22 protein-coding genes are annotated in these 18,598 nt (G+C 65.0%); 8 read left to right on the top strand and 14 right to left on the bottom strand.

The genetic code is table 11. The annotated features are described in order from the left end of the window. Positions 1–64 precede the first annotated feature (64 nt). Entirely contained in the window at positions 65–1,084 is a 1,020-nt protein-coding gene (locus CAG00_RS25800; RefSeq protein ID WP_085665658.1) for an XdhC family protein, read from the top strand. Between the two features lie 21 nt (positions 1,085–1,105). On the opposite strand, the gene CAG00_RS25795 is transcribed toward CAG00_RS25800, so the two are convergent. The 4 genes from CAG00_RS25795 to CAG00_RS25780 form a co-directional block, all read right to left on the bottom strand. Further along, the gene (locus CAG00_RS25795; protein ID WP_085665657.1) at positions 1,106–1,894 is read right to left on the bottom strand and encodes an ABC transporter substrate-binding protein; all 789 of its coding nucleotides are present in this window, start codon (positions 1,892–1,894) and stop codon (positions 1,106–1,108) included. Between the two features lie 161 nt (positions 1,895–2,055). Next, positions 2,056–2,697 carry a LysE family translocator gene (locus tag CAG00_RS25790; protein WP_025338811.1) on the bottom strand — a complete coding sequence of 214 codons (642 nt, stop codon included), beginning with the start codon at positions 2,695–2,697 and terminating at the stop codon, positions 2,056–2,058. 50 nt (positions 2,698–2,747) lie between these two features. Then, entirely contained in the window at positions 2,748–2,948 is a 201-nt protein-coding gene (locus CAG00_RS25785; RefSeq protein WP_012271937.1) for a DUF1289 domain-containing protein, read from the bottom strand. A gap of 8 nt (positions 2,949–2,956) precedes the next feature. After that, entirely contained in the window at positions 2,957–3,274 is a 318-nt protein-coding gene (locus tag CAG00_RS25780; protein WP_085665656.1) for a hypothetical protein, read from the bottom strand. A 315-nt stretch (positions 3,275–3,589) separates the two neighbouring features. Between CAG00_RS25780 and CAG00_RS25775 the strand changes: the two genes are divergently transcribed. After that, entirely contained in the window at positions 3,590–5,338 is a 1,749-nt protein-coding gene (locus CAG00_RS25775; RefSeq protein WP_085665655.1) for a BCCT family transporter, read from the top strand. Between the two features lie 168 nt (positions 5,339–5,506). Here the strand turns inward: CAG00_RS25775 and CAG00_RS25765 are convergent, their stop codons facing one another. Both CAG00_RS25765 and CAG00_RS25760 read right to left on the bottom strand, forming a co-directional pair. Continuing rightward, positions 5,507–5,974, bottom strand: coding sequence for a Xaa-Pro peptidase family protein (locus tag CAG00_RS25765; protein ID WP_256579164.1), 468 nt, complete (start codon positions 5,972–5,974; stop codon positions 5,507–5,509). A 101-nt stretch (positions 5,975–6,075) separates the two neighbouring features. After that, the gene (locus CAG00_RS25760; RefSeq protein WP_085617079.1) at positions 6,076–6,555 is read right to left on the bottom strand and encodes a VOC family protein; all 480 of its coding nucleotides are present in this window, start codon (positions 6,553–6,555) and stop codon (positions 6,076–6,078) included. Positions 6,556–6,826: 271 nt separating this feature from the next. On the opposite strand from CAG00_RS25760, the gene CAG00_RS25755 reads away from it, so the two are divergent. Next, on the top strand, positions 6,827–7,477 hold the full coding sequence (locus CAG00_RS25755; protein ID WP_025338806.1) for a TIGR04211 family SH3 domain-containing protein: 651 nt from the start codon (positions 6,827–6,829) through the stop codon (positions 7,475–7,477). Between the two features lie 120 nt (positions 7,478–7,597). Here the strand turns inward: CAG00_RS25755 and CAG00_RS25750 are convergent, their stop codons facing one another. Both CAG00_RS25750 and CAG00_RS25745 read right to left on the bottom strand, forming a co-directional pair. Beyond that, positions 7,598–7,870: a hypothetical protein gene (locus tag CAG00_RS25750; RefSeq protein ID WP_025338805.1), complete on the bottom strand. Its 273-nt coding sequence runs from the start codon at positions 7,868–7,870 to the stop codon at positions 7,598–7,600. Between the two features lie 106 nt (positions 7,871–7,976). Further along, positions 7,977–8,885, bottom strand: a complete 909-nt coding sequence (locus tag CAG00_RS25745; protein ID WP_085665653.1) for a LysR family transcriptional regulator — start codon at positions 8,883–8,885, stop codon at positions 7,977–7,979. A gap of 124 nt (positions 8,886–9,009) precedes the next feature. Between CAG00_RS25745 and CAG00_RS25740 the strand changes: the two genes are divergently transcribed. Both CAG00_RS25740 and CAG00_RS25735 read left to right on the top strand, forming a co-directional pair. Further along, positions 9,010–9,744, top strand: coding sequence for an SDR family NAD(P)-dependent oxidoreductase (locus CAG00_RS25740; protein WP_085617083.1), 735 nt, complete (start codon positions 9,010–9,012; stop codon positions 9,742–9,744). A gap of 16 nt (positions 9,745–9,760) precedes the next feature. After that, entirely contained in the window at positions 9,761–9,967 is a 207-nt protein-coding gene (locus tag CAG00_RS25735) for a 4-oxalocrotonate tautomerase family protein (protein ID WP_025338803.1), read from the top strand. A gap of 116 nt (positions 9,968–10,083) precedes the next feature. Here CAG00_RS25735 and CAG00_RS25730 read toward each other — a convergent pair whose 3' ends face one another. Then, positions 10,084–10,965, bottom strand: coding sequence for a LysR family transcriptional regulator (locus CAG00_RS25730; protein WP_025338802.1), 882 nt, complete (start codon positions 10,963–10,965; stop codon positions 10,084–10,086). Positions 10,966–11,073: 108 nt separating this feature from the next. On the opposite strand from CAG00_RS25730, the gene argC reads away from it, so the two are divergent. Beyond that, positions 11,074–12,015 carry an N-acetyl-gamma-glutamyl-phosphate reductase gene (gene argC, locus CAG00_RS25725; protein WP_013973018.1) on the top strand — a complete coding sequence of 314 codons (942 nt, stop codon included), beginning with the start codon at positions 11,074–11,076 and terminating at the stop codon, positions 12,013–12,015. 79 nt (positions 12,016–12,094) lie between these two features. Next, the gene (locus CAG00_RS25720) at positions 12,095–12,781 is read left to right on the top strand and encodes a GNAT family N-acetyltransferase (protein WP_025338801.1); all 687 of its coding nucleotides are present in this window, start codon (positions 12,095–12,097) and stop codon (positions 12,779–12,781) included. Positions 12,782–13,025: 244 nt separating this feature from the next. Here the strand turns inward: CAG00_RS25720 and CAG00_RS25715 are convergent, their stop codons facing one another. From CAG00_RS25715 to CAG00_RS25695, 5 genes are all read right to left on the bottom strand, one after another. Beyond that, positions 13,026–13,781, bottom strand: a complete 756-nt coding sequence (locus tag CAG00_RS25715) for an ABC transporter permease (RefSeq protein ID WP_015270722.1) — start codon at positions 13,779–13,781, stop codon at positions 13,026–13,028. After that, a complete protein-coding gene (locus CAG00_RS25710) occupies positions 13,781–14,986 on the bottom strand; it encodes an ABC transporter substrate-binding protein (protein ID WP_085665652.1) in 1,206 nt (401 codons plus the stop codon). The genes CAG00_RS25715 and CAG00_RS25710 overlap by 1 nt, the downstream gene beginning before the upstream one ends. Next, positions 14,973–15,794 (bottom strand): ABC transporter ATP-binding protein, encoded by an 822-nt coding sequence (locus CAG00_RS25705; RefSeq protein WP_025338798.1) that lies wholly within the window; start codon positions 15,792–15,794, stop codon positions 14,973–14,975. The genes CAG00_RS25710 and CAG00_RS25705 overlap by 14 nt, the downstream gene beginning before the upstream one ends. Beyond that, on the bottom strand, positions 15,791–16,855 hold the full coding sequence (locus CAG00_RS25700) for an acyl-CoA dehydrogenase family protein (RefSeq protein ID WP_085665651.1): 1,065 nt from the start codon (positions 16,853–16,855) through the stop codon (positions 15,791–15,793). The genes CAG00_RS25705 and CAG00_RS25700 overlap by 4 nt, the downstream gene beginning before the upstream one ends. Before the next feature lie 99 nt (positions 16,856–16,954). After that, positions 16,955–17,515: a carboxymuconolactone decarboxylase family protein gene (locus CAG00_RS25695; RefSeq protein ID WP_003259243.1), complete on the bottom strand. Its 561-nt coding sequence runs from the start codon at positions 17,513–17,515 to the stop codon at positions 16,955–16,957. 102 nt (positions 17,516–17,617) lie between these two features. On the opposite strand from CAG00_RS25695, the gene CAG00_RS25690 reads away from it, so the two are divergent. After that, the gene (locus CAG00_RS25690) at positions 17,618–18,529 is read left to right on the top strand and encodes an AraC family transcriptional regulator (RefSeq protein ID WP_085665650.1); all 912 of its coding nucleotides are present in this window, start codon (positions 17,618–17,620) and stop codon (positions 18,527–18,529) included. The last annotated feature ends 69 nt before the right edge of the window (positions 18,530–18,598 follow it).

Raw genomic sequence — 18,598 nt, 5'->3', positions numbered from 1 at the left:
GCGGGTTCACCCGCGAAGAGGCCGGTACAGCCACCCTTGAACACCAGGCTTTACCGGAGTACCCATGGAAAGCATCGACCTGCTGGTCCTGCGCACCACCCGAGACTGGCTCGCCGCCGGCCACCGCACCCTGCTCGCCACGGTCGCCCGCACTTGGGGCTCCTCCCCCCGCCCGGTGGGCTCGATGATGGCCCTGCGCAGCGACGGCCGTGTAGTTGGCAGTGTCTCTGGCGGCTGCATCGAGGACGACCTCATTCACCGCTACACCAGTGCCTACGGCGGCCCCGGCATGCCCGGCGGCCTGCCCCAGGTGGTGCGCTATGGCGTCAGCGCCGACGAGGCCCACCGCTTCGGCCTGCCCTGTGGCGGCACCCTCGAACTGGTGCTGGAATTCGCCCCGTCGCTGCCACACGTGGAGCAACTGCTCGCCGGCCTCGACGGCGGCAATCTGGTACGCCGTGGGCTTGACCTGCGCAGCGGCGAGGCCAGCCTCACCGCCACCACCACGCCCGAACTGTTCAGCTTCGATGGCCAGCACATGCTCAGCACCCTCGGCCCCGGCTACCGCCTGCTGCTGATCGGTGCCGGCGCGCTGGCCGAATACCTGGCGACCATGGCCCTGTTCAATGGCTTCAGCGTTTCACTGTGCGACCCGCGCCCCGAGTACACGGCAGGTTGGAACGTTGCCGGCGTCAACCACCTGGCCGGCATGCCGGACGACGTGGTCCGCGCCTTCGCCCCAGACCTGCGCAGCGCCATCGTCGCCGTCAGCCACGACCCCAAGCTGGACGACCTGGCCCTGCTCGAAGCCCTGCACAGCCCAGCGTTCTATATCGGTGCCATCGGCTCACGGCGCAACAGCCAGCTGCGCCGCGAGCGGCTGATCGAACACTTTGGCGAAAGCGAAGCGTCGTTGCAGCGCCTGCACGGCCCTATCGGCATTTATATCGGTAGCAAGACCCCGGCCGAGATTGCCGTCAGTGTCATGGCCGAGATCCTCGCGGCGAAGAACGATGTCACCCTGCCCGGCGCAGTCAGCGTGACCCGGGCCAAGGAAGCCGAGCAACTGGCCCGGTCCCTGTAGGAGCGCATACCAGGCTGCTATTTATTGCCAACGCTCCAGGTTTTGCTGCAGCAGTTGCTCCGGCAACGCCCCGGCAACGATCTTTTCCATCTCCCTCGCCAGCGCCTCACGCAGCTTCGGCTGGTTGCAGGGCGAGTCATGCGACAGCGCCAGGTACAGCCCTTCGCTGGATATCGGTGGCTCCAGCACCTGCAAAGTGTCGGCAATCCCCAATGTGCGCGCCAGCGCCAAGCCGGGATACTGCTCGTACACCACATAATCGCTGCGCTTGTGCATCAACTTCTCGAATGCCTGCCTGGCACCGGGTACCGCTTCGAGGGTGAGGTTGGTCCTGGCGTAGTCGTCGAACTGCTGGCCGTGGCTGTTGTTGACCAGCGTGCCACCTTTGCGCCCCTTCAGGTCGGCCCATTGCCGGTAGGCAAAGGTATTGTCCTGGCGCACCCAGACAACACTTGGGGTATGCAGGAATGCCGGGGCAATGAAGTCCATCTGTTGCCGGCGGGCCTCGGTCAGGAAATACCCGGCCATCAAATCGATCCGGCCCGTGCGCACTTCTTCCTGGGCGCGCGACCACGGCCCGCCGTAGACCACCTCGATTTCCAGCCCCAGCTGCTTGCCCAGGTACTTGAGCAGGTCGGCATTGGCACCGATCAGTTGCTGGGGGTTCTGCGGGTCGCGCCACAGGTAGGGGGGGTATTCCGGGTTGCCGGTGGCAGTCAGCCGCCGGCATTCCTCATGCGCTACCGCCGCCAGCGGCAGCAGCAGGCACGGCAGCAGCAACAAGGCGTGGCGAAAGCAGCGCTCGATCATCGACAACCCTCGGCACATGTGACATCCGCAGACCCGGAGCGGTGGCCAAAGGCTGCCACATCCTGTGGTCGACTGCAGCACCCATCTGTGCGTGCTGTAGACAGTCTGGACCATGTATGGCCATCAGGTTGGCCTTTTATCGGCCGAGCGGCCCTCGTACTTCAGGCCCCCTGCCGACGCATCGCCAGGATCGCCGCGCCAAAACCGATGAAGGTGGTGCCCACCACCCGGCTCACCCAGCGCGACAGCGACGGCCGGGTCAGCACGCCCTTGGCCCGCGCTGCCAGCGCGGCATACAGGCTCAGCGAAACCAGCGACAACGCCACGAATATCCCGGTCAGGATCAGGAATTGCGGCAGCAGCGCCGCCCCCTGGTCGATGAACTGCGGGAACAGTGCGGTGAAGAACATGGTCGCCTTGGGGTTGGTCACTGCCGTGAGGAAGGCCGACTTGTAGAGTTTCAGCGGCGTGGGCCGGACCTTGGCCACACCCTCTGCGGCGCCCTGCGCCAGCATCGGGCTCTTTTTCAGCAATTGCCGCGCCCCCAGGTAGAACAGGTAGCCCGCCCCCAGGATCTTCACGGCGTTGAACAGCATTTCGGAACTGGCCAGCAGCGCGCCCAAGCCCAGCATGGCTGCAGCAGAAAGGCAGAACAGGCCCGAACCATTGCCCAGCGACGACCAGATCGCGCTGCGCTGGCCATGGGCCAGGCTGTTGTTGATGGCCATCAGGGTGGCAGGGCCGGGGCTGGCGATCGCGATGGCAGCGACCAGGGTAAAGGCAAACAGCGAGTGAGAATCCATTTTCAGGCTCGTCAGACAATCAGGAAAGGCCGCGCACAGGGTGCGCAGGTTCAGTCGGCATTCTGCCGCTTGGCCGCCTTCTTGGCGATAGCCTTCATCCGCGTTGCCGCCCGCTGCACGGTGGCCATCTTCTCGGGGCGCTTCATGCCCCGCCATTTGCGGATTTCGTCACGGGTGCGACCACAGCTCACGCACAGCTCGCTATTGAGCTGGCACAGCGAGACGCAAGGGTTGTCGATGTCTTTGGCCATGCCGCCACTCAGCCGGGCATTTCTGCCCGCGCACGCTCGGCGGCGCTCTGGAACACCTGGCGCACTTCCTCGGCCTTGATCTTGCTGACCGACCTGGCAGCCAGCAGCTCGTCGACCACGCGCAAGCCCTGTTCCAGGGCGGTGGCCAGTTGCTCGGGGTCGGAGGCGTCAGCGATATCACCCAGATAAGGAGCGATGAGATACACGTAACGGTCCTGCAGCTTGAGCGCTTCCAGCGCGTCGAGGGCTTTCTGGAACCGATCGGCAGCGGCAGGGCTCATGCTCAATTTATCGAAATGAATCAGGCTCACACGGTCAGTGGCCATTTGGACGAATCTCCGTTTCCTGGTACGGCCAGGCCCACAAGCAGCAGCGCTTCTACGGTGCTCGGATGTGCAGGCCCGGGGAATGCCCATCAGGGTACCAGAACGCGAAGCAGAAAGGGCCATCGCCCCCAGAACTAAAAGTATTTGGCAGGTCGCGTAATGGACGCCCCGGGGCGTTATCGGGACAGGAGCCGCCGTTTCGTGCACAGGATAATCCCGCCAGCAATCTCCCGGCCGAGGCAGTCATCGAACTCGGTAGCCCACACAACAACAAGCCTGCACCTGCAGGTAAGCCAGAAAGGGGCCTCATCATTCATGGCAAAGGAACACATCACCGAAACGCTCGACCTTGGCGTGACGGACCCCTCGAAAACCGCAGAAGCGCGCCAGGACCGGCGTTTCGAGGGCAAGATCGACTGGATCGTCTTTGGTTTCACCAGCCTCCTGGCAATCGCTTTCGTCCTCTGGGGCTTCCTCAACCAGGCCAGCCTCGCCAGCAGCGCCTCCAGCGCGCAATCCTGGGTCATTCTCAACTTCGGCTGGTTCTTCGTGCTCACCTCCACGCTGTTCGTGGTGTTCGTGCTGTGGCTGGCGGCCAGCCGTTACGGCCGGGTCCCGCTGGGCCGTGATGGCGAACAGCCAGAATTCCGTACGGTGTCGTGGGTGGCGATGATGTTCAGCGCCGGCATGGGCATCGGCCTGATGTTCTTCGGCGTTGCCGAACCGCTGTCGCACTATGTGTCGCCACCGCCTGGGACGGCCGCCGGGCAATCCAGCGAAGCGATGCAGGTGGCCATGGCCACCACGCTGTTCCACTGGACCCTGCACCCCTGGGCCATGTATGCCATCGTCGGCCTGGTGATTGCCTATGGCACCTTCCGTCGCGGCCGCTCGCAGCTGATTTCCGCCGCCTTCCGGCCGTTGATCGGCAAGCATGCCAACGGCCCGCTCGGCCGCCTGATCGACATGATGGCGATCTTCGCCACGCTGTTCGGCTCGGCGGCCTCGCTGGGCCTGGGCGCGCTGCAGATCGCCGGTGGCCTGGAATACAACGGCTGGATCGAAAGCCCCGGCAAGCTGTTCTACATCTCGATCATCACCCTGCTGACCATCGCCTTCGTCACCTCGGCGGTGTCGGGCATCGGCAAGGGCATCCAGTGGCTGTCCAACACCAACATGGTGCTGGCGCTGGTGCTGGCGCTGTTCGTGTTCATGGTCGGCCCGACCCTGCTGATGCTCAACCTGCTGCCAACCTCGATCGGCATCTACGTCAAGATGCTGCCGGAAATGATGGCCCGCACCAACGCCAGCGGCGGTGAACAGATGAACAGCTGGCTGGCCGGCTGGACCGTGTTCTACTGGGCCTGGTGGATTTCCTGGACGCCGTTCGTGGGCATGTTCATTGCCCGCATCAGCCGCGGCCGCACCATCCGCCAGTTCGTTACCGGGGTGCTGCTGGTACCGAGCCTGGTCAGCCTGGTGTGGTTCACCATCTTTGGCGGCGCGAGTATCGACGCCCTGCGCGAAGGCGCCTTCCAGCTGGCCAATGGTGCGGTCAACAGCAACCACGCGCTGTACCAGTTGCTGGACAGCTACCCGCTGGCCTCGGCGACATCGGTGCTGGTGATGGTTCTGGTGGGTATCTTCTTCGTTTCCGGTGCCGATGCGGCCTCGCTGGTGATGGGCACGCTGTCGGAACACGGCACCACCACGCCATCGCGACGTACGGTGATTTTCTGGGGCGCACTGACCGGTACGGTGGCGGCGATCATGCTGGCAATCGGCGACCCGAGCGACCCCGGCGAGGCGCTGACCGGCCTGCAGAACCTGACCATCGTCGTGGCCCTGCCGTTCGTGGTGGTGATGGTGCTGCTGTGCCTGGCGCTGTACCGCGACCTGCGCAAGGACCCGATGATGCTGCGCCACCTGCGCGGCAACGAACTGATCGAGAAGGCCGTGCTGTATGGCGCGGTGAAGCATGGCGAAGAGTTCTACATCGTGGTGCAGGAGAAGAAGACTTCGGCCAAGCCGGCGTCGGCAGAGGCCGAAGTGACCGGCAACTGATCGGGCAAGCTCGCTCCCACAGGGACCGCGTGAGCCGGAGCCTGCGCCGTACCTTGTGGGAGCGGGTTTACCCGCGAAGCAGGCGGCGCGGTGGATGGCACCGGCTTTGCCGGTGTTCGCGGCTAAAGCCGCTCCTACACAGGTACGGCGCAGGTTTCAGGTGCCCAATCAATCGCGCAGGAAGCTTTCCTCGAACGGGTAATAGGTCAAGAGCTCATACCCATCCTCGGTCACCAGCAACTGGTTCTCCAGCTTGATCCCGTCACGGCCGCCCACTTCGCCCACATAGGCCTCCACGCACAAGGCCATGCCCGGCTGCAGTTCGCCTTCGTAGCCATAGGACTCGAGGTCTTCCGGGTAACGAATGCTCGGGTACTCGTCGCATAGCCCTACCCCATGGAACATCACGCCGTAACGCTGTGCGCGGCAGCTCTCGGGCAAGCGGTGGCCGTTGCGGGTGAGTTCGGTGAAGCGCACGCCAGGCTTGACCATTTCGGCGTTGACGTGGATGTGTTCATGGGCAATGCGGTACAGGCGCTTCTGCTCAGCCGTGGGCTCCAGGCCACCGCAGATCCAGCTGCGCGACATGTCCACGCAGAAGCCATATACACCAATCAGGTCGGTGTCGAACGACAACAGTCATCATGGCGTGCGGATTTCCTGGTTCTACAAAAACTCATGGTCAAAAGCACGCTCACCCCGATCAGCCCTCAATCAAGATGCCTTCACTGTCGTAATCAGCCCTTCAACGCCGCCTCTATCCTGGCCACATCGATCTTGCCCATCTGCATCATGGCCTCGAACGCCCGCTTGGCCGCTGCCCGGTCGGGGTGCCCGATGGCTTCGATGAGGATGCGCGGGGTGATCTGCCACGAAATCCCCCATTTGTCCTTGCACCAGCCGCAGACGCTGGCCTGGCCGCCATTGTTGACAATGGCATCCCACAAGCGGTCGGTCTCGGCCTGGTCCTCGGTGCTGACCTGAAATGAAAAAGCCTCGCAGTGCGTGAAGGCCTTGCCTCCATTGAGCCCCACGCAGGGAATGCCCATGACGGTGAATTCGACCGTGATCACGTCGCCCTCCTTCCCCGACGGGTAATCACTCGGTGCCTTGTGCAGCGCGATTACCTTGCTGTCGGGGAAGACGCTGGCATAGAAGTTGGCTGCCTCCTCGGCATCATTGTCGTACCAGAGGCAGATGGTGTTCCTGGCAGTCATGGTCTTGCTCCATGAATGAATGTGAACTCCAGAGTCTAGCCCCGGCAAGCAGGGTGAATTCACAGGATCGACAAGGGGTACTCCACGACATTTTCCTCATTGGCAATGCAGCAAAGCCAAGCCGGGCCCTGCAACATCCTGCAGACATTTCCGACGTCAGGTAGTGAACCCGCCTACAAAAAAACGGTCTTTCGCTGACGGTCAACTCACCGACCGGTTCATCGGCCCAGTCACCGGGCCTACTTTTGTCCTGTTTCAGCGAAGACCCAACATGCCCGATTCCCGCCCAACTGCCTCCGCCCTCACTGCCCTGCGCGGCGGCCTGATCGCCACCCTGGTGGCCCTTGCCGCACCGGTGCACGCCGAAGAGCCTGCCAGCGACGCACGCTGGGTCAGCGATAGCCTGAGCACCTACGTGCGCAGCGGCCCCACCGATGGCCACCGCATCGTCGGTACGCTCAAGTCCGGGCAGAAGCTGACCCTGATCGGCAGCCAGGGCAACTACAGCCAGGTGCGCGGGCAGAACGGCGATCTGGTGTGGATTCTCAGCAACGACCTGCAGTCGGTGCCAGGCCAGAGCGAGCGCCTGCCGCAGCTCGATGCCCAGGTCGCGGACCTGACCGGGCAGTTGAAAAACATCGACGACAGCTGGAAGAGCCGCGTGCAGGGCATGCAGGAAACCCTGGATTCACGCAAGAAGCTGATCGACGAACTGGAGGCGCGCAACAAGGCGCTGAATGAACAGCTCGACCAGAGCCAGTCGCAGCTGCGCGATACCCAGGCCCGCCTGGGGGACGAGAACAAGCAGGTGATGATGCGCTACATGGTGTATGGCGGCAGCATTGCCGGCGCGGGCTTGCTGGCGGGGCTGATCCTGCCGGCGCTGACCCGTGGGCGCAGGAAGAACGATCGCTGGTTCTGACTGGGCTTTCCTGCACTGGCCTCTTCGCGGGTAAACCCGCTCCCACAGGTACCGCGCTGGCCTTGAGCCTGTTGGAGATGCTGTGGGAGCGGGTTTACCCGCGAAAGGGCCAGGAAGCGCTTATCTGCTACGTGCCTTGTTGTAGATAGTCTTGGCCTGGTCGGCCGAGGCCTGACACTGCTTCATATCACCCTTGCTCTGAGCATCCTTGGCATTTTGCAGGTGGACTTTGAAGTCATGGGCCATGCCGCCATGCATTGCCTGGCCACTGGCCTTGTCGAAATCCTCAAGTTCCTTGATCTTGGCCGCACAGTTGCTCGCTGGGTCTGCGTGTGCGGCAAAACTGAGGACCGAGGCAATCACCAGCAAGGGTATGCATTTCGTGGATTTCATGGAGCGTTCTCCTGGAAAACCTGAAGGGTCGTCGAGATGACATTGGCTCGACGCAGCAAACAGCATAGTCGGCCATACGCCACGGCGCCTCGGCTCGACCCGGGGGCTATGCCCCCTCGGCAAACAGGAAATCGATGAACACCCGCACCCGCAGCGGCATGTGCCGGGCCTGGGGGTAGATCAGCATGAACGGCCGCGAAGTGCCGCCAAACTCGGCGAGCACTTCCACCAGTTCGCCACTGGCCAGTGCGTCCTGCACGGTAAAGCGGTAAGCCTGCATCAGCCCGCCGCCGTGGCGCACCAGCGTGGCGGTGGCGAGGAAGTCGCCCAGGCAGGTGAACCCACCCTGGGTTTCGATCTCCACCTGCTGGCCATCCTGAAGGAAGCTCCACGGCGGGCGGCGGCCACTGCTGGGCAGTTCGAACTGGATGCACTCATGTTGCAGCAAGTCGTGTGGTGTTCGTGGCGTGCCGGCACGGGCCAGGTAGCCCGGCGTGGCCACCACCACCAGTTCGGCATCTTCCAGGCGACGCGCCACCAGCCGCGAATCGGCCGGCTCGCGACCACGAATGGCCAGGTCGAATGGTTCCTCGGCAAAGTCGACGTTGCGGTTGCTGACATGCATATCCACCTGCACCTTTGGGTAGCGCTGGCGAAACCGCGGCAGCAGCGGCAACAGCCGGTGATGGGCATAGGGCGTGGGTGCACTGATACGCAGGCGGCCGCTCGGCTCGACCTGCCCGCCCGTGACCTGGCGCTCGGCCTCGACCAGTTGCCCCAGTGCCTGCCGGCATTGCTGGTAATAGGCCTGGCCGGCTGCGGACAGGCGCATCTGCCGGGTGGTGCGGACGAACAGGCGCACGCCCAGGCGCTCTTCCAGGCGCGCCACGCTGCGGCTGACCGCCGCCGGCGTAACGCCGGCCTCCGTGGCCGCGGCAGTGAAGCTGCCGCTGTCGGCGGCCAGGCAGAACAGTTCCAGGCTGCCCAGTTGCAGGTCATCGAAATGGCGGGTCATGACGGCTCGATTGATTACATGGTGTATCGATTGAAATGCCCCGTGCCTCATTTTTCAAGTGCTGATTGCAACCTACAGTGGCTTCACACCGAGCCCATGGCTCACTTCACTGGAGATCATGCACATGAACACGCCACGCACCGTCATCATTACCGGGGCCTCGAGCGGCCTGGGTTTCGCCCTGGCCGAGGCATTCCTCGAACGCGGCGACAACGTGGTCGGCAACGCCCGTAGCCAGGCCCGCCTTGAGCAAGCCGCCGCCCGCCTCGGCAACCCATCGCGCTTCATCGGCGTGGCTGGCGACATCGCCGAACCGGGCACGGCGCAGCGCCTGTTCGCCAGCGCCGAGCAAGCCTTTGGCGGGGTCGACCTGCTGATCAACAACGCCGGCATCTTCATTGCCAAGCCATTTGCCGAGTACAGCGAAGCGGATGTCGACGCCCTGGTCGGTACCAACCTCAAGGGGTTCTTCTACCCGGCCCAGGAAGCGGCGCGGGTCATGACCAGGCAAGGGCATGGGCAGATCATCGCCATCACCGCCTCCATCGCCTTGCAACCGGACACCCGCGTGCCGGCCCTGCTGCCGGTACTGGTCAAGGGTGGCCTGAACCAGGCGGTGAAAGGCCTGGCACTGGAACTGGCAGCCAGCGGCGTACAGGTGAATGCGGTGGCACCGGGGATCATCGAAACACCGCTGCATGGCGGCAACACACAAGGCATGGGCGCGCTGTCACCCAGTGGCCGCACCGGCTTGCCACAGGATGTCGTGGATGCAGTGTTGTACCTGGCCGATTCACGCTTCGTCAGCGGCGTGATCCTGCCGGTGGATGGCGGTAGCACCGCTGGCACCTGGCACTGACAGAGGAGCGAGAACCATGCCCTATGTCCATATTCGCGTAACCGATGAAGGCGTGAGCGCTGAGCACAAGCGCCAGTTGATCGAACAGACGACCCGCATGCTGCAGCAGGTGCTGGGCAAGCCGCCGGCCAGTACCTTTGTGGTGATCGAGGAGGTGCCGACCGATAACTGGGGGGTTGGCGGGGAGACAGTGACCGCGCTGCGGGCCCGAGAGCGGGGTTGAAACCTGAGGCCGCTGTGCGGCCCTTTCGCGACACAAGGCCGCTCCTACAAGAGGTCGCGTTCCCTTGTAGGAGCGGCCCTGTGTCGCGAAAGGGCTGCAAAGCAGCCCCAGGGCCCTCACTGGCGCAACCGCTCCAACGCCTGCAACACATATCCAGTGGCCCGCTCCACCTGCCCTTCCCGGCAAGCAATGCCCAGTTGCCGCCACAACCCCGGCCGCAGCGGCCGGCGGGCGATGCGCCGGTCCAGCTCGGCCGACTCCCCCTCCTGCGGCAACAATGTCGCCCCATACCCGGCCCCGACCAGGCTCTTGATCGCATCGTTGTAGTTCAGCTCGATTCGCGGCTCGGGGTACAACCCCGCTGCCGCGAACCACTCGCCGGTCACCCGCGAAAGCTGGGTGCTGCTGTCGTTGAGGATCAACGCCCGCTGCGCCAGCCAGGCCGGCGTAACCTTGGCCGGTGGCTGCCAGTCGGCCGGCACGTAGGCCAGGATCGGGTCGCGCCGCCAGGGCGTAACCGCAAGCCCTTTGCCGGCCACCTGTGGCAAGGCCACCAGGCCGATATCCAGCGTGCCCTCGCGCAAGCGCGCCAACGAGGCCTGGGAGGTCAGCACCTGTACCTGCACATCGATCCCCGGGTGCACCGTACGCAAGTGCTCCAGCGCTTGCGGCAGCAGGTGGGCGATGGCACCGGTGGAAGCGCCCAGGCGCACCCGGCCGGTCAGGCCCTCGACCTGTCGGCGCACTTCATCCAGCGCAAGGTCGGCGTCGGCCAGCAGGCGGCGGGCACGGGCCAGCAGGGTTTCGCCGATGACCGTGGGCCGCACCTGGCCGCGGGTGCGGGTAAGCAACGGGGCGCCGATGCGCGCCTCCAGCTCGGCCACGTGCAGGCTGATGGTGGGCGGTGCCAGGTTGAGCTGGCGGGCGGCTTCGGCAAAGGAGCCCAGGTCGGAGATGACCACCAGGGTGCGGAGGCGATCGAGGCTGATTTCGCGCATGGGCCAAACTCATTCAGAAAAGATGAACATATCGATCATCATATTCAAATTTTCTTTACCAGAGCCACAAGCGAGCATAGGCCATCCCTCCCCGACCGGACTTTGACCATGCACACCCCTGTTGTCTTCATCGACGGTGACCAAGGCACCACCGGCCTGCAGATCCATGCCCGCCTGCAAGGCCGCAGCGATCTGCGCCTGCTGACCCTGCCCGAAGCCGAGCGCAAAGACCCGCAACGGCGCCGCGAGGCAATTAACAGCGCCGACATCGCCCTGCTGTGCCTGCCCGACGATGCCGCCCGCGAGGCCGTGGCGGCGATCCACAACCCGCAGGTACGGGTGATCGACGCAAGCTCCGCGCACCGCACCAGCCCAGGCTGGGTCTATGGCCTGCCGGAGCTCGACGAGCAGCAAGCCGAGCGCATCGCGCACAGCAAGCGCGTCAGCAATCCCGGCTGCTACCCCACCGGCGCCATCGCCCTGTTGCGCCCACTGGTCAAGGCCGGCCTGCTGCCAGCGGATTACCCGCTGAACATCCACGCCATTTCCGGCTATTCCGGTGGCGGCCGCGCCGCAGTCGAACGGCATGAACAGCCCGCCGCCGGCAAAACCCCGGCCCTGCAACTGTACGGCCTGGAACTGGCGCACAAGCACGTGCCGGAAATCCAGCAGCACGCCGGGCTGTCGGCGCGGCCGATGTTCATGCCCGGCTACGGTGCCTACCGCCAAGGCATCGTGCTGAGCATCCCGCTGCAGTTGCGCCTGCTGCCCGGCCAGGTCAGTGCCGAACAGCTGCAGGCCTGCCTGCAGCAGCACTACCAGGGTGCCCGCCACGTCCAGCTGATGCCCCTGCACCAGCACGGCGCAGCGCCGAACCTCGACCCCGAGGCGTTGAACGACAGCAACGACCTGCGCCTGGCGCTTTACGCCAACCCTGAGCATGGCCAGGTGCTGCTGACCGCAGTGTTCGACAACCTCGGCAAAGGTGCCTCCGGTGCGGCGGTGCAAAACCTCGACCTGATGCTCGGTGCATTGCAGGTACAAGGCTGATCGGCAAAACCGGTTAGACTGTACAGCCCGCGCCCGCATGGCGCGGGCCGTCCATCTACCCGCCGGAGCCCGCCCCCCGATGTTCATCCTGAGCCGCCTCGACAGCGTGCCGCCTGAATCTTTCCAGAACCAGATCCGCGAACTGGTGATCCACCACGTCGGCGAACTGAGCAGTGTCGCCATCAGTGCCGACAACCCGCTGTACCCGCTGTACCAGTACGGCGTCGGCATGGAGGTGCACCAGTACCTGCAAGCACTGGACGGCACCCGCGGCCTGGCCGTGACGCTGACCCTGGCGCTGGATGCCGAGGCACCGGACCAATTGCTGGGGTTTGCCCTGTCGCTGCCGGCCGAGGACGATGAACAGGCCTGCGCCCTGGCATTCCTCGCCGTGCGCGCCAGCCATCGTCGCCAGGGCATCGCCCGCGCCCTGCTGGGCGACCTGCAGGCACGCCATGCCTGCGTCGAGCTGAATGCCTTTGCCAGCCAGGTACCGTGGTTCGAGGCGATGGGCATGCAGGTGGTGGCCGCCAATGGGCCGCAGGTACTGATGAGCAGTACCGGGCGGGCTAGCGGCGCGCTGATCGGGCGGCTGGATATTGCGCCGATCTACCAGACGGCGGAAGTGATGCAGATCCATACCTACCTGCTCAACCAGCAGGGTGAGGATGCGATGATCGAAGCGGAACAGATGCGCGATGAGCGGCTGGACGAACTGACCGCTCAGGCCCAGGAGTGTGTACGGCAGCGCAAGACCGTGCATTGATCCGAGGGCCTGTGGGAGATTGCCCAGCCCTTTGGGCTGCGCTGTCGCACAGATAACTGAATTCGCAAGCGATCCTCGTACCCTGTGGGAGCGGCTTTAGCCGCGAAGAATCCAACGCGGTGCATGGCACCGGCTGCGCCGGTGTTCGCGGCTAAAGCCGCTCCCACAGGGTCCCTGTTAATTCAATGAGTTATGTGCAGTTCTATGGGAGCGGGTTTAGCCGCGAAGAAGCCCCACTGGCCCCTCAGCCATGCACCCAACGCCGATGCAGCCCACGCGCCAGGGCATCCAGCACAAACCCCAGCACCCCGATCAGCAGCACCATCGCCATCAGCTCGGAATACGCCAGCCGGTCGCGGGTATCGAGAATGAAGTACCCCAGCCCCGCACTCACCCCGAGCATTTCGCACGGCACCAGCACGATCCACAGGATGCCGATGGCCAGGCGCACGCCGGTCAGCACATGGCCGATCACCCCGGGCACGATCACCTTGCACAAGGTCTCCCGGCGCGTGGCACTCAAACTGCGGCTCAACTGCAACCAGCGTGGGTCCAGCTGCCTTACCCCGGCCGCCGTGTTCAGCAAGATCGGCCACAACGCGGCAAACGCCAGCAGGAAGTAGATAGGCTGGTCCCCCACGCCCATCAGCATCACCACCACCGGCATCCACGACAGCGGCGAGATCATGCGCAGGAACTGGAACGCCGGTGTGGTCGCAGCCTCCAGGTGCCGGTAGCTGCCCACCAGCAAGCCCAGCGGCACGCCGATCAGCAGCGCCAGCAGCAGCCCGACCAGGATACGCTTGAGGCTGACCCAGATATGCCCGTACACCTCGCCCTGCCCCAACAACTCGACCAGGCTGGCCAGGGTCGCTGCCGGCGAAAAGCGCGCCGACAGGCCATCGGCCTGGCCGAACAGCGCGACACCGGCCCACCACAACAGCAACAAACCCAGCAACCCGGCCAGCCCCAGGCCGGCATGAACGACATGCGTGCGCATCAGACCGCGAACTCCTCGCTACGCTCGAAGTTATCGGCGATGCCGAACACCGACGGCCCGCCAACGCTGGCGATGGCGTTGCGCACGAAGCGGTCGTCGACCAGGTCGCGGGCGGTCTGTGCCGGGTCCAGGCCGGCCAGGAACGCGCTGTCGCCCTCGATCAGGGTGGTTTTCAGGCGCTTGACCAGCTCTTCGGTGTAGCTGGGGAACGGGTAAGGCTGGAAATCGATGCGCTTTTCGTCCCACTGCTGGTGGCGAATGGCGCCACTGGCAATGTAACCGGCACGGTCCTCGGCGGCCGGGGCCAGCACTTTGCCGAGCACTGCTGGTTCATGCGGGGTGTACTTGTTGGGGCCGGCCTTGGACAACAATGCGGCGGCCTCGGCGCGGTGATCACGGGTCCAGTGCTGGGCCTTGACGATGGCGTTGACCACCTTCTGCGACCACTCCGGGCGGTTGTTCAGGTCGTGCTCGTGCATGAACACCACGCAGCAGGCGTGGTTGCGCCACACATCGCCGGTAAAGCGCTGCACGCGGCCAACCTTGAGGTTCTCGGCCAGGGCGTTGAATGGCTCGGCGACGATATAGCCAGCGATGCGTTTGCTGGCCAGCGCCGGCGGCATGTCGGACGGCGGCAATACCAGCAGGTTGACTTCGTTGCCGGCCAGTGGCGCATTGGCCGGCTTCGACACCGGGGTCAGGCCGTTGTCGTTGAGCATCTGTTGCAGCACCACGTTGTGGATCGAGTACCAGAACGGGATGGCCACGGTCTTGCCGCCCAGCTGTTTCATGTCGCTGATGTCCGGGGACACGGTCAGGCCTGAACCGCCCACGTGGTTCCAGGCCACCACCTTGGCCGGCACCTTGCTGCCGTAGCGGGCCCATACGGTCATCGGCGACAGCAGGTGGATGACGTTGACCTGGCCAGAGATGAACGCCTCGATTACCTGCGCCCAGCTGCGCAGCAGCACCGGGCGCTCGGCCTTGATGCCTTCGGCCTCGAACAGGCCGTTGTTGTGCGCCACCAGCAGTGGCGTGGCGTCAGTGATCGGCAGGTAGCCGATACGCACTGGCGCGTCCGGCTCGGCGGCGGCACGGGCCTGCAGGCTCGACAGCAACGGCAGTGCTCCGGCGGCCGTGAGCATGGCGCCGAGCTTGAGGAAATCGCGACGCGAAGAAGAGGAACAGCAGTCATCCATGCACATGGACAGCCTCCGAGGGCAACGGGGTTGGGGTAGGTTCGACTGTGCGGCTTGCCCGCCGAAGGGTTTTGAGGATTTCGATGCGCAAGGCGCCCAGTTCCTCGACCCGCTGCGTCCGTGGTTGCGGCAGGTCGATGCGCCACTGGCCGAGGGTATGCGCTGGGTGGTTGCCCAGTAGCAGGACCCGGTCGGACAGCAGCAGGGCTTCGTCGATATCGTGGGTGATCAGCACCGCCGCCGTGTTGTGGGTGGCGATCAGTTGCAGCAGCAGTTGCTGCATGTCGGCCCGGGTCACTTCATCCAACGCGCCGAAAGGCTCGTCGAGCAACAGCACTTCGGGCTGGCGGGCCAGGCAACGGGCCAGCGCGGTGCGCTGGGCCATGCCGCCGGACAACTGCGCCGGGTACTGGCCGCGAGCATGGGCCAGGCCCACGGCGGCAATCGCATGGTCGATGCGGGCGCGCCGTTCGGCGGCGGCAAGTTTTGGCTGGCGGGCGAAGTCCAGGCCGAAGGCGACGTTCTTCTCCAGGCTCAGCCAGGGCAACAGGCTCGGGTCCTGGAAGGCCACTGCCAGGCGTGGGTGCGGACCCTGCAGCGGCTGGCCGTGCAGGGTCACGCTGCCACCGCGGGGCTGCTGCAGGCCGGCCAGTACCCGCAGCAGGCTGGACTTGCCGACCCCGCTGGGGCCGAGGATGGTCACCACTTCGCCGGGTGCCAGCTGCAGGTCGAACTGCGCCAGCACCGCCTGCCAGCCACCCTCGCGGGGGTAGCCCAGGCTGATGTCGCGGGCTTCGAGCAACACTTGGCTCATGCCGCGCCCGCCTGGCGTTGCAGTTCGGCGCGCAGTTGCACCAGGCTGGGCGTGACGATCGGCACGAAGGCCGACTCGCGCCAGCGGCGGGCAAAGCCTTCGCCATACTCGCTGAGGTAGGCCTTGCCACCACTGGCCTGCAACTCCAGTTGCACGGCGTCGGCAGCGCTTTCGGCCAGGGTGATGCGCAGCTTGAACAAGGCTGCCGGCTGCTGCTGGAAGCGCCCATCGAGCAGGCCCTGCTTGAGCTCGCTCACGGTGTTTTCCAGGCGCTCGCCGAGCACCTGGCGTGCTTCGTCGAGGAACGAGGCACGGCCATGCAGGTGTGCCTGTACTTCCGCCAGCGCCCGCCGCGCCAGGCCAATGGCCATGCCGCACTGCAGCGCCAGGAACGCCGGGCGTACCCGGGGCAGGAACTCACGGGCATTTTCGTGCAACAACCAGCCACGCTGCAATTGCACCTGGTGGAAGGCCAGTGCCGCGGTGTTGCTCGACTGCAGGCCCATCAGTTGCAGGTCGTCGGAGCGCTCCAGGCCCTGCGCGTCGGACGGAATGGCCAGCACGAACGGTGCACCACCGGCTTCGTCTTCAATAGCCGCAGCCACCACGAAGCCGCTTTTGCGCAGGTTGGTCACCCAGTGCAGGCGCCCTTCCAGCTGCCAGCCATCGGCTTGCGGGCGCCCGCGCACCTGCAGCGCTTCGATGCCGGACAGGAACTTCATGGCATTGGACAGCCCGGTGGCGCCGGCCAGTTCGCCAGTCAGCAGGCGCGGCAACAGGCGCTCGCGCAGGGGCTGGTTGGGGCTGTGCAACAGGTATTCGATGAAGGCGCGCTGGCCCCAGCAGACGAACGCCGCTGCCAGCGAGCGGCTGGCGATCGCGGCAATGGCCTCGACCGCGTCGGTCACCTGCCCGCCCGTGCCGCCCAGGGCCGGGTCGACACCGACCCGCAGCAGCTGCGATTCGGCGATTTGCGCCAGCACCAGCTGCGGCTCGCACTGGCCGCGGTCAATGGCCTCGGCATTGGCATCCAGCCAGTGTCGAAATGCACAATCTTGCATGGTCTTGCTCCTTTGAAAACGCCGGGGCCGCTTGGCGGCCCATTCGCGGCACAAGGCCGCTCCTACAACGATCGCGGTACGACCGGTGTCACGCGCGGATCATGCAGAAGGTTGCCAGCGGTACTTGCCGAGCTCGTCATTGAGCGGCGTCTGGGCGAACACATTAGCAAAGTTGCACAGGGTTGCGAGGCTCACGCCCAGAATCACCTCCAGGGCGTTGCCTTCGCTGAAACCGGCTGCGCGGAAGGCCTGGTAAGTGGCCTCGCTGACATTGCCACGGGTGGCGATGACTTCGCGGGCGAACGCGGCCAGGGTTTCATACCGGGCATCGGGCAGCTCGCCACGGGCACGCAGGGCATCGACCACCTCCTGCGGCAGCTTGGCCTTGTTCAGGGCCACGGCCGTGTGGCCGGCCACGCAGAAGTCACAGCCATGCTGGGTGGCGGCAATCAGCTGCACCACTTCACGCTCGGCCAGGCTCAGTTCGGCTTTGCCGTTGAGTGCCGAAACGGTCACGTAGGTTTCCAGCGCCGCCGGGGCATTGGCCAGCACGCCCAGCAGGTTGGGGATGAAGCCGGAATTCTTCTGGGCGTTCTCGAGGAACGGACGGGCCGCTTCCGGGGCGCTCTGCAGCGTGTGTAAAGTAATGCGCGAGGACATGGAGTGGTCTCCTTTGATGGGTGTCACTACAGTCTGTTGGTTATAAGAACTACCCTCCATATTCATCAGTCGCCTTTCCTTGCTCTTGAGTCTTTGCATTAGATGATTTCGTCCAGCCACCTTGTCGATTGGTTATTAGAGGGCCTGGAGCTCGATGCCAGCCTGTTTCATGTGGGCCGCTACTGCGGCGGCTGGCACGCCAGCACCCAAGGCATGAGCCGGGCCAGCTTCCACCTGGTGGTGCAAGGGCATTGCTGGCTGCACATCGACGGCCAGCCCGAGGCACTGCGCCTGGAGGCCGGCGATGCGGTGTTCCTGCTGCGCGACCTCGGCTATCGCCTGGCCAGCGACCAGGACCCGGCCAGTGCCTGCGCCCAGCCACGCCAGCACATGCAGCCCATGGACGCCGATGCGGTCGATGGCGTGGGGCTGGTATGTGGTTTCTTCCACTTCAGGCCGGGCTTGTCGGCGCTGATTGTCGACGGCCTGGCCGACTGGATATTGCTGCGCGCCGATGAACCGGCCGGGCATGCGGCGCGGGCGTTGTTCGAGCTGATCCTGGAGGAATGCCGGCGCGCCGCCGGGCCGTCACAGGCGTTGCTGGAGCGGCTGACGCACTTGTTGTTCCTGTATGTGCTGCGCCAGCAGGTGCATGCCGGGCAATCGCTGGGCGGGCTGGTCGCCCTCGCCCGGCAACCGGCGTTTGCCGGGTTGCTGGAGCAGCTGATCGAGCAACCGGGGCAAGCGTGGACGCTGGAAAGCATGGCCGCCTGCACCGGGTTGTCGCGGTCGGCGTTTTTCAAGCGTTTCAATGAACTGGCGGGACAGTCGCCGGGGCAAGTACTGCTGGCGTTGCGCATGCGCCATGCCAGCCAGTTGCTGCGGGCGGGGCATACCGTGGAGCAGGTGGGGGCGCAGGTGGGGTATCAGTCGGTGGCGGCATTTACCCGGGCGTTCGCCAAGGCGGTGGGGGTGCAGCCGGGGGCGTATCGGCGGCAGCATGAGGGGCGTTAGCCTGCACTGGCCTCTTCGCGGGTGAACCCGCTCCCACAGGGATATCAGAATCTCTGGAACTTGTGGGGT

The organism is Pseudomonas sp. B5(2017) (genome assembly GCF_002112825.1).
GTDB lineage: Bacteria > Pseudomonadota > Gammaproteobacteria > Pseudomonadales > Pseudomonadaceae > Aquipseudomonas > Aquipseudomonas putida_Z.
This window is presented reverse-complemented; position numbering and strand designations above follow the sequence as displayed.

Coding starts and splice junctions, on each gene's coding strand:
- CAG00_RS25780 (WP_085665656.1), bottom strand. CDS start 3,274: ATGGCCACTGACCGTGTGAGCCTGATTCATTTCGATAAATTGAGCATG.
- CAG00_RS25695 (WP_003259243.1), bottom strand. CDS start 17,515: ATGTCCTCGCGCATTACTTTACACACGCTGCAGAGCGCCCCGGAAGCG.
- CAG00_RS25795 (WP_085665657.1), bottom strand. CDS start 1,894: ATGATCGAGCGCTGCTTTCGCCACGCCTTGTTGCTGCTGCCGTGCCTG.
- CAG00_RS25750 (WP_025338805.1), bottom strand. CDS start 7,870: ATGAAATCCACGAAATGCATACCCTTGCTGGTGATTGCCTCGGTCCTC.
- CAG00_RS25755 (WP_025338806.1), top strand. CDS start 6,827: ATGCCCGATTCCCGCCCAACTGCCTCCGCCCTCACTGCCCTGCGCGGC.
- CAG00_RS25715 (WP_015270722.1), bottom strand. CDS start 13,781: ATGCGCACGCATGTCGTTCATGCCGGCCTGGGGCTGGCCGGGTTGCTG.
- CAG00_RS25730 (WP_025338802.1), bottom strand. CDS start 10,965: ATGCGCGAAATCAGCCTCGATCGCCTCCGCACCCTGGTGGTCATCTCC.
- CAG00_RS25710 (WP_085665652.1), bottom strand. CDS start 14,986: ATGTGCATGGATGACTGCTGTTCCTCTTCTTCGCGTCGCGATTTCCTC.
- CAG00_RS25690 (WP_085665650.1), top strand. CDS start 17,618: ATGATTTCGTCCAGCCACCTTGTCGATTGGTTATTAGAGGGCCTGGAG.
- argC (WP_013973018.1), top strand. CDS start 11,074: ATGCACACCCCTGTTGTCTTCATCGACGGTGACCAAGGCACCACCGGC.
- CAG00_RS25760 (WP_085617079.1), bottom strand. CDS start 6,555: ATGACTGCCAGGAACACCATCTGCCTCTGGTACGACAATGATGCCGAG.
- CAG00_RS25745 (WP_085665653.1), bottom strand. CDS start 8,885: ATGACCCGCCATTTCGATGACCTGCAACTGGGCAGCCTGGAACTGTTC.
- CAG00_RS25775 (WP_085665655.1), top strand. CDS start 3,590: ATGGCAAAGGAACACATCACCGAAACGCTCGACCTTGGCGTGACGGAC.
- CAG00_RS25700 (WP_085665651.1), bottom strand. CDS start 16,855: ATGCAAGATTGTGCATTTCGACACTGGCTGGATGCCAATGCCGAGGCC.
- CAG00_RS25800 (WP_085665658.1), top strand. CDS start 65: ATGGAAAGCATCGACCTGCTGGTCCTGCGCACCACCCGAGACTGGCTC.
- CAG00_RS25790 (WP_025338811.1), bottom strand. CDS start 2,697: ATGGATTCTCACTCGCTGTTTGCCTTTACCCTGGTCGCTGCCATCGCG.
- CAG00_RS25735 (WP_025338803.1), top strand. CDS start 9,761: ATGCCCTATGTCCATATTCGCGTAACCGATGAAGGCGTGAGCGCTGAG.
- CAG00_RS25740 (WP_085617083.1), top strand. CDS start 9,010: ATGAACACGCCACGCACCGTCATCATTACCGGGGCCTCGAGCGGCCTG.
- CAG00_RS25705 (WP_025338798.1), bottom strand. CDS start 15,794: ATGAGCCAAGTGTTGCTCGAAGCCCGCGACATCAGCCTGGGCTACCCC.
- CAG00_RS25720 (WP_025338801.1), top strand. CDS start 12,095: ATGTTCATCCTGAGCCGCCTCGACAGCGTGCCGCCTGAATCTTTCCAG.
- CAG00_RS25785 (WP_012271937.1), bottom strand. CDS start 2,948: ATGGCCAAAGACATCGACAACCCTTGCGTCTCGCTGTGCCAGCTCAAT.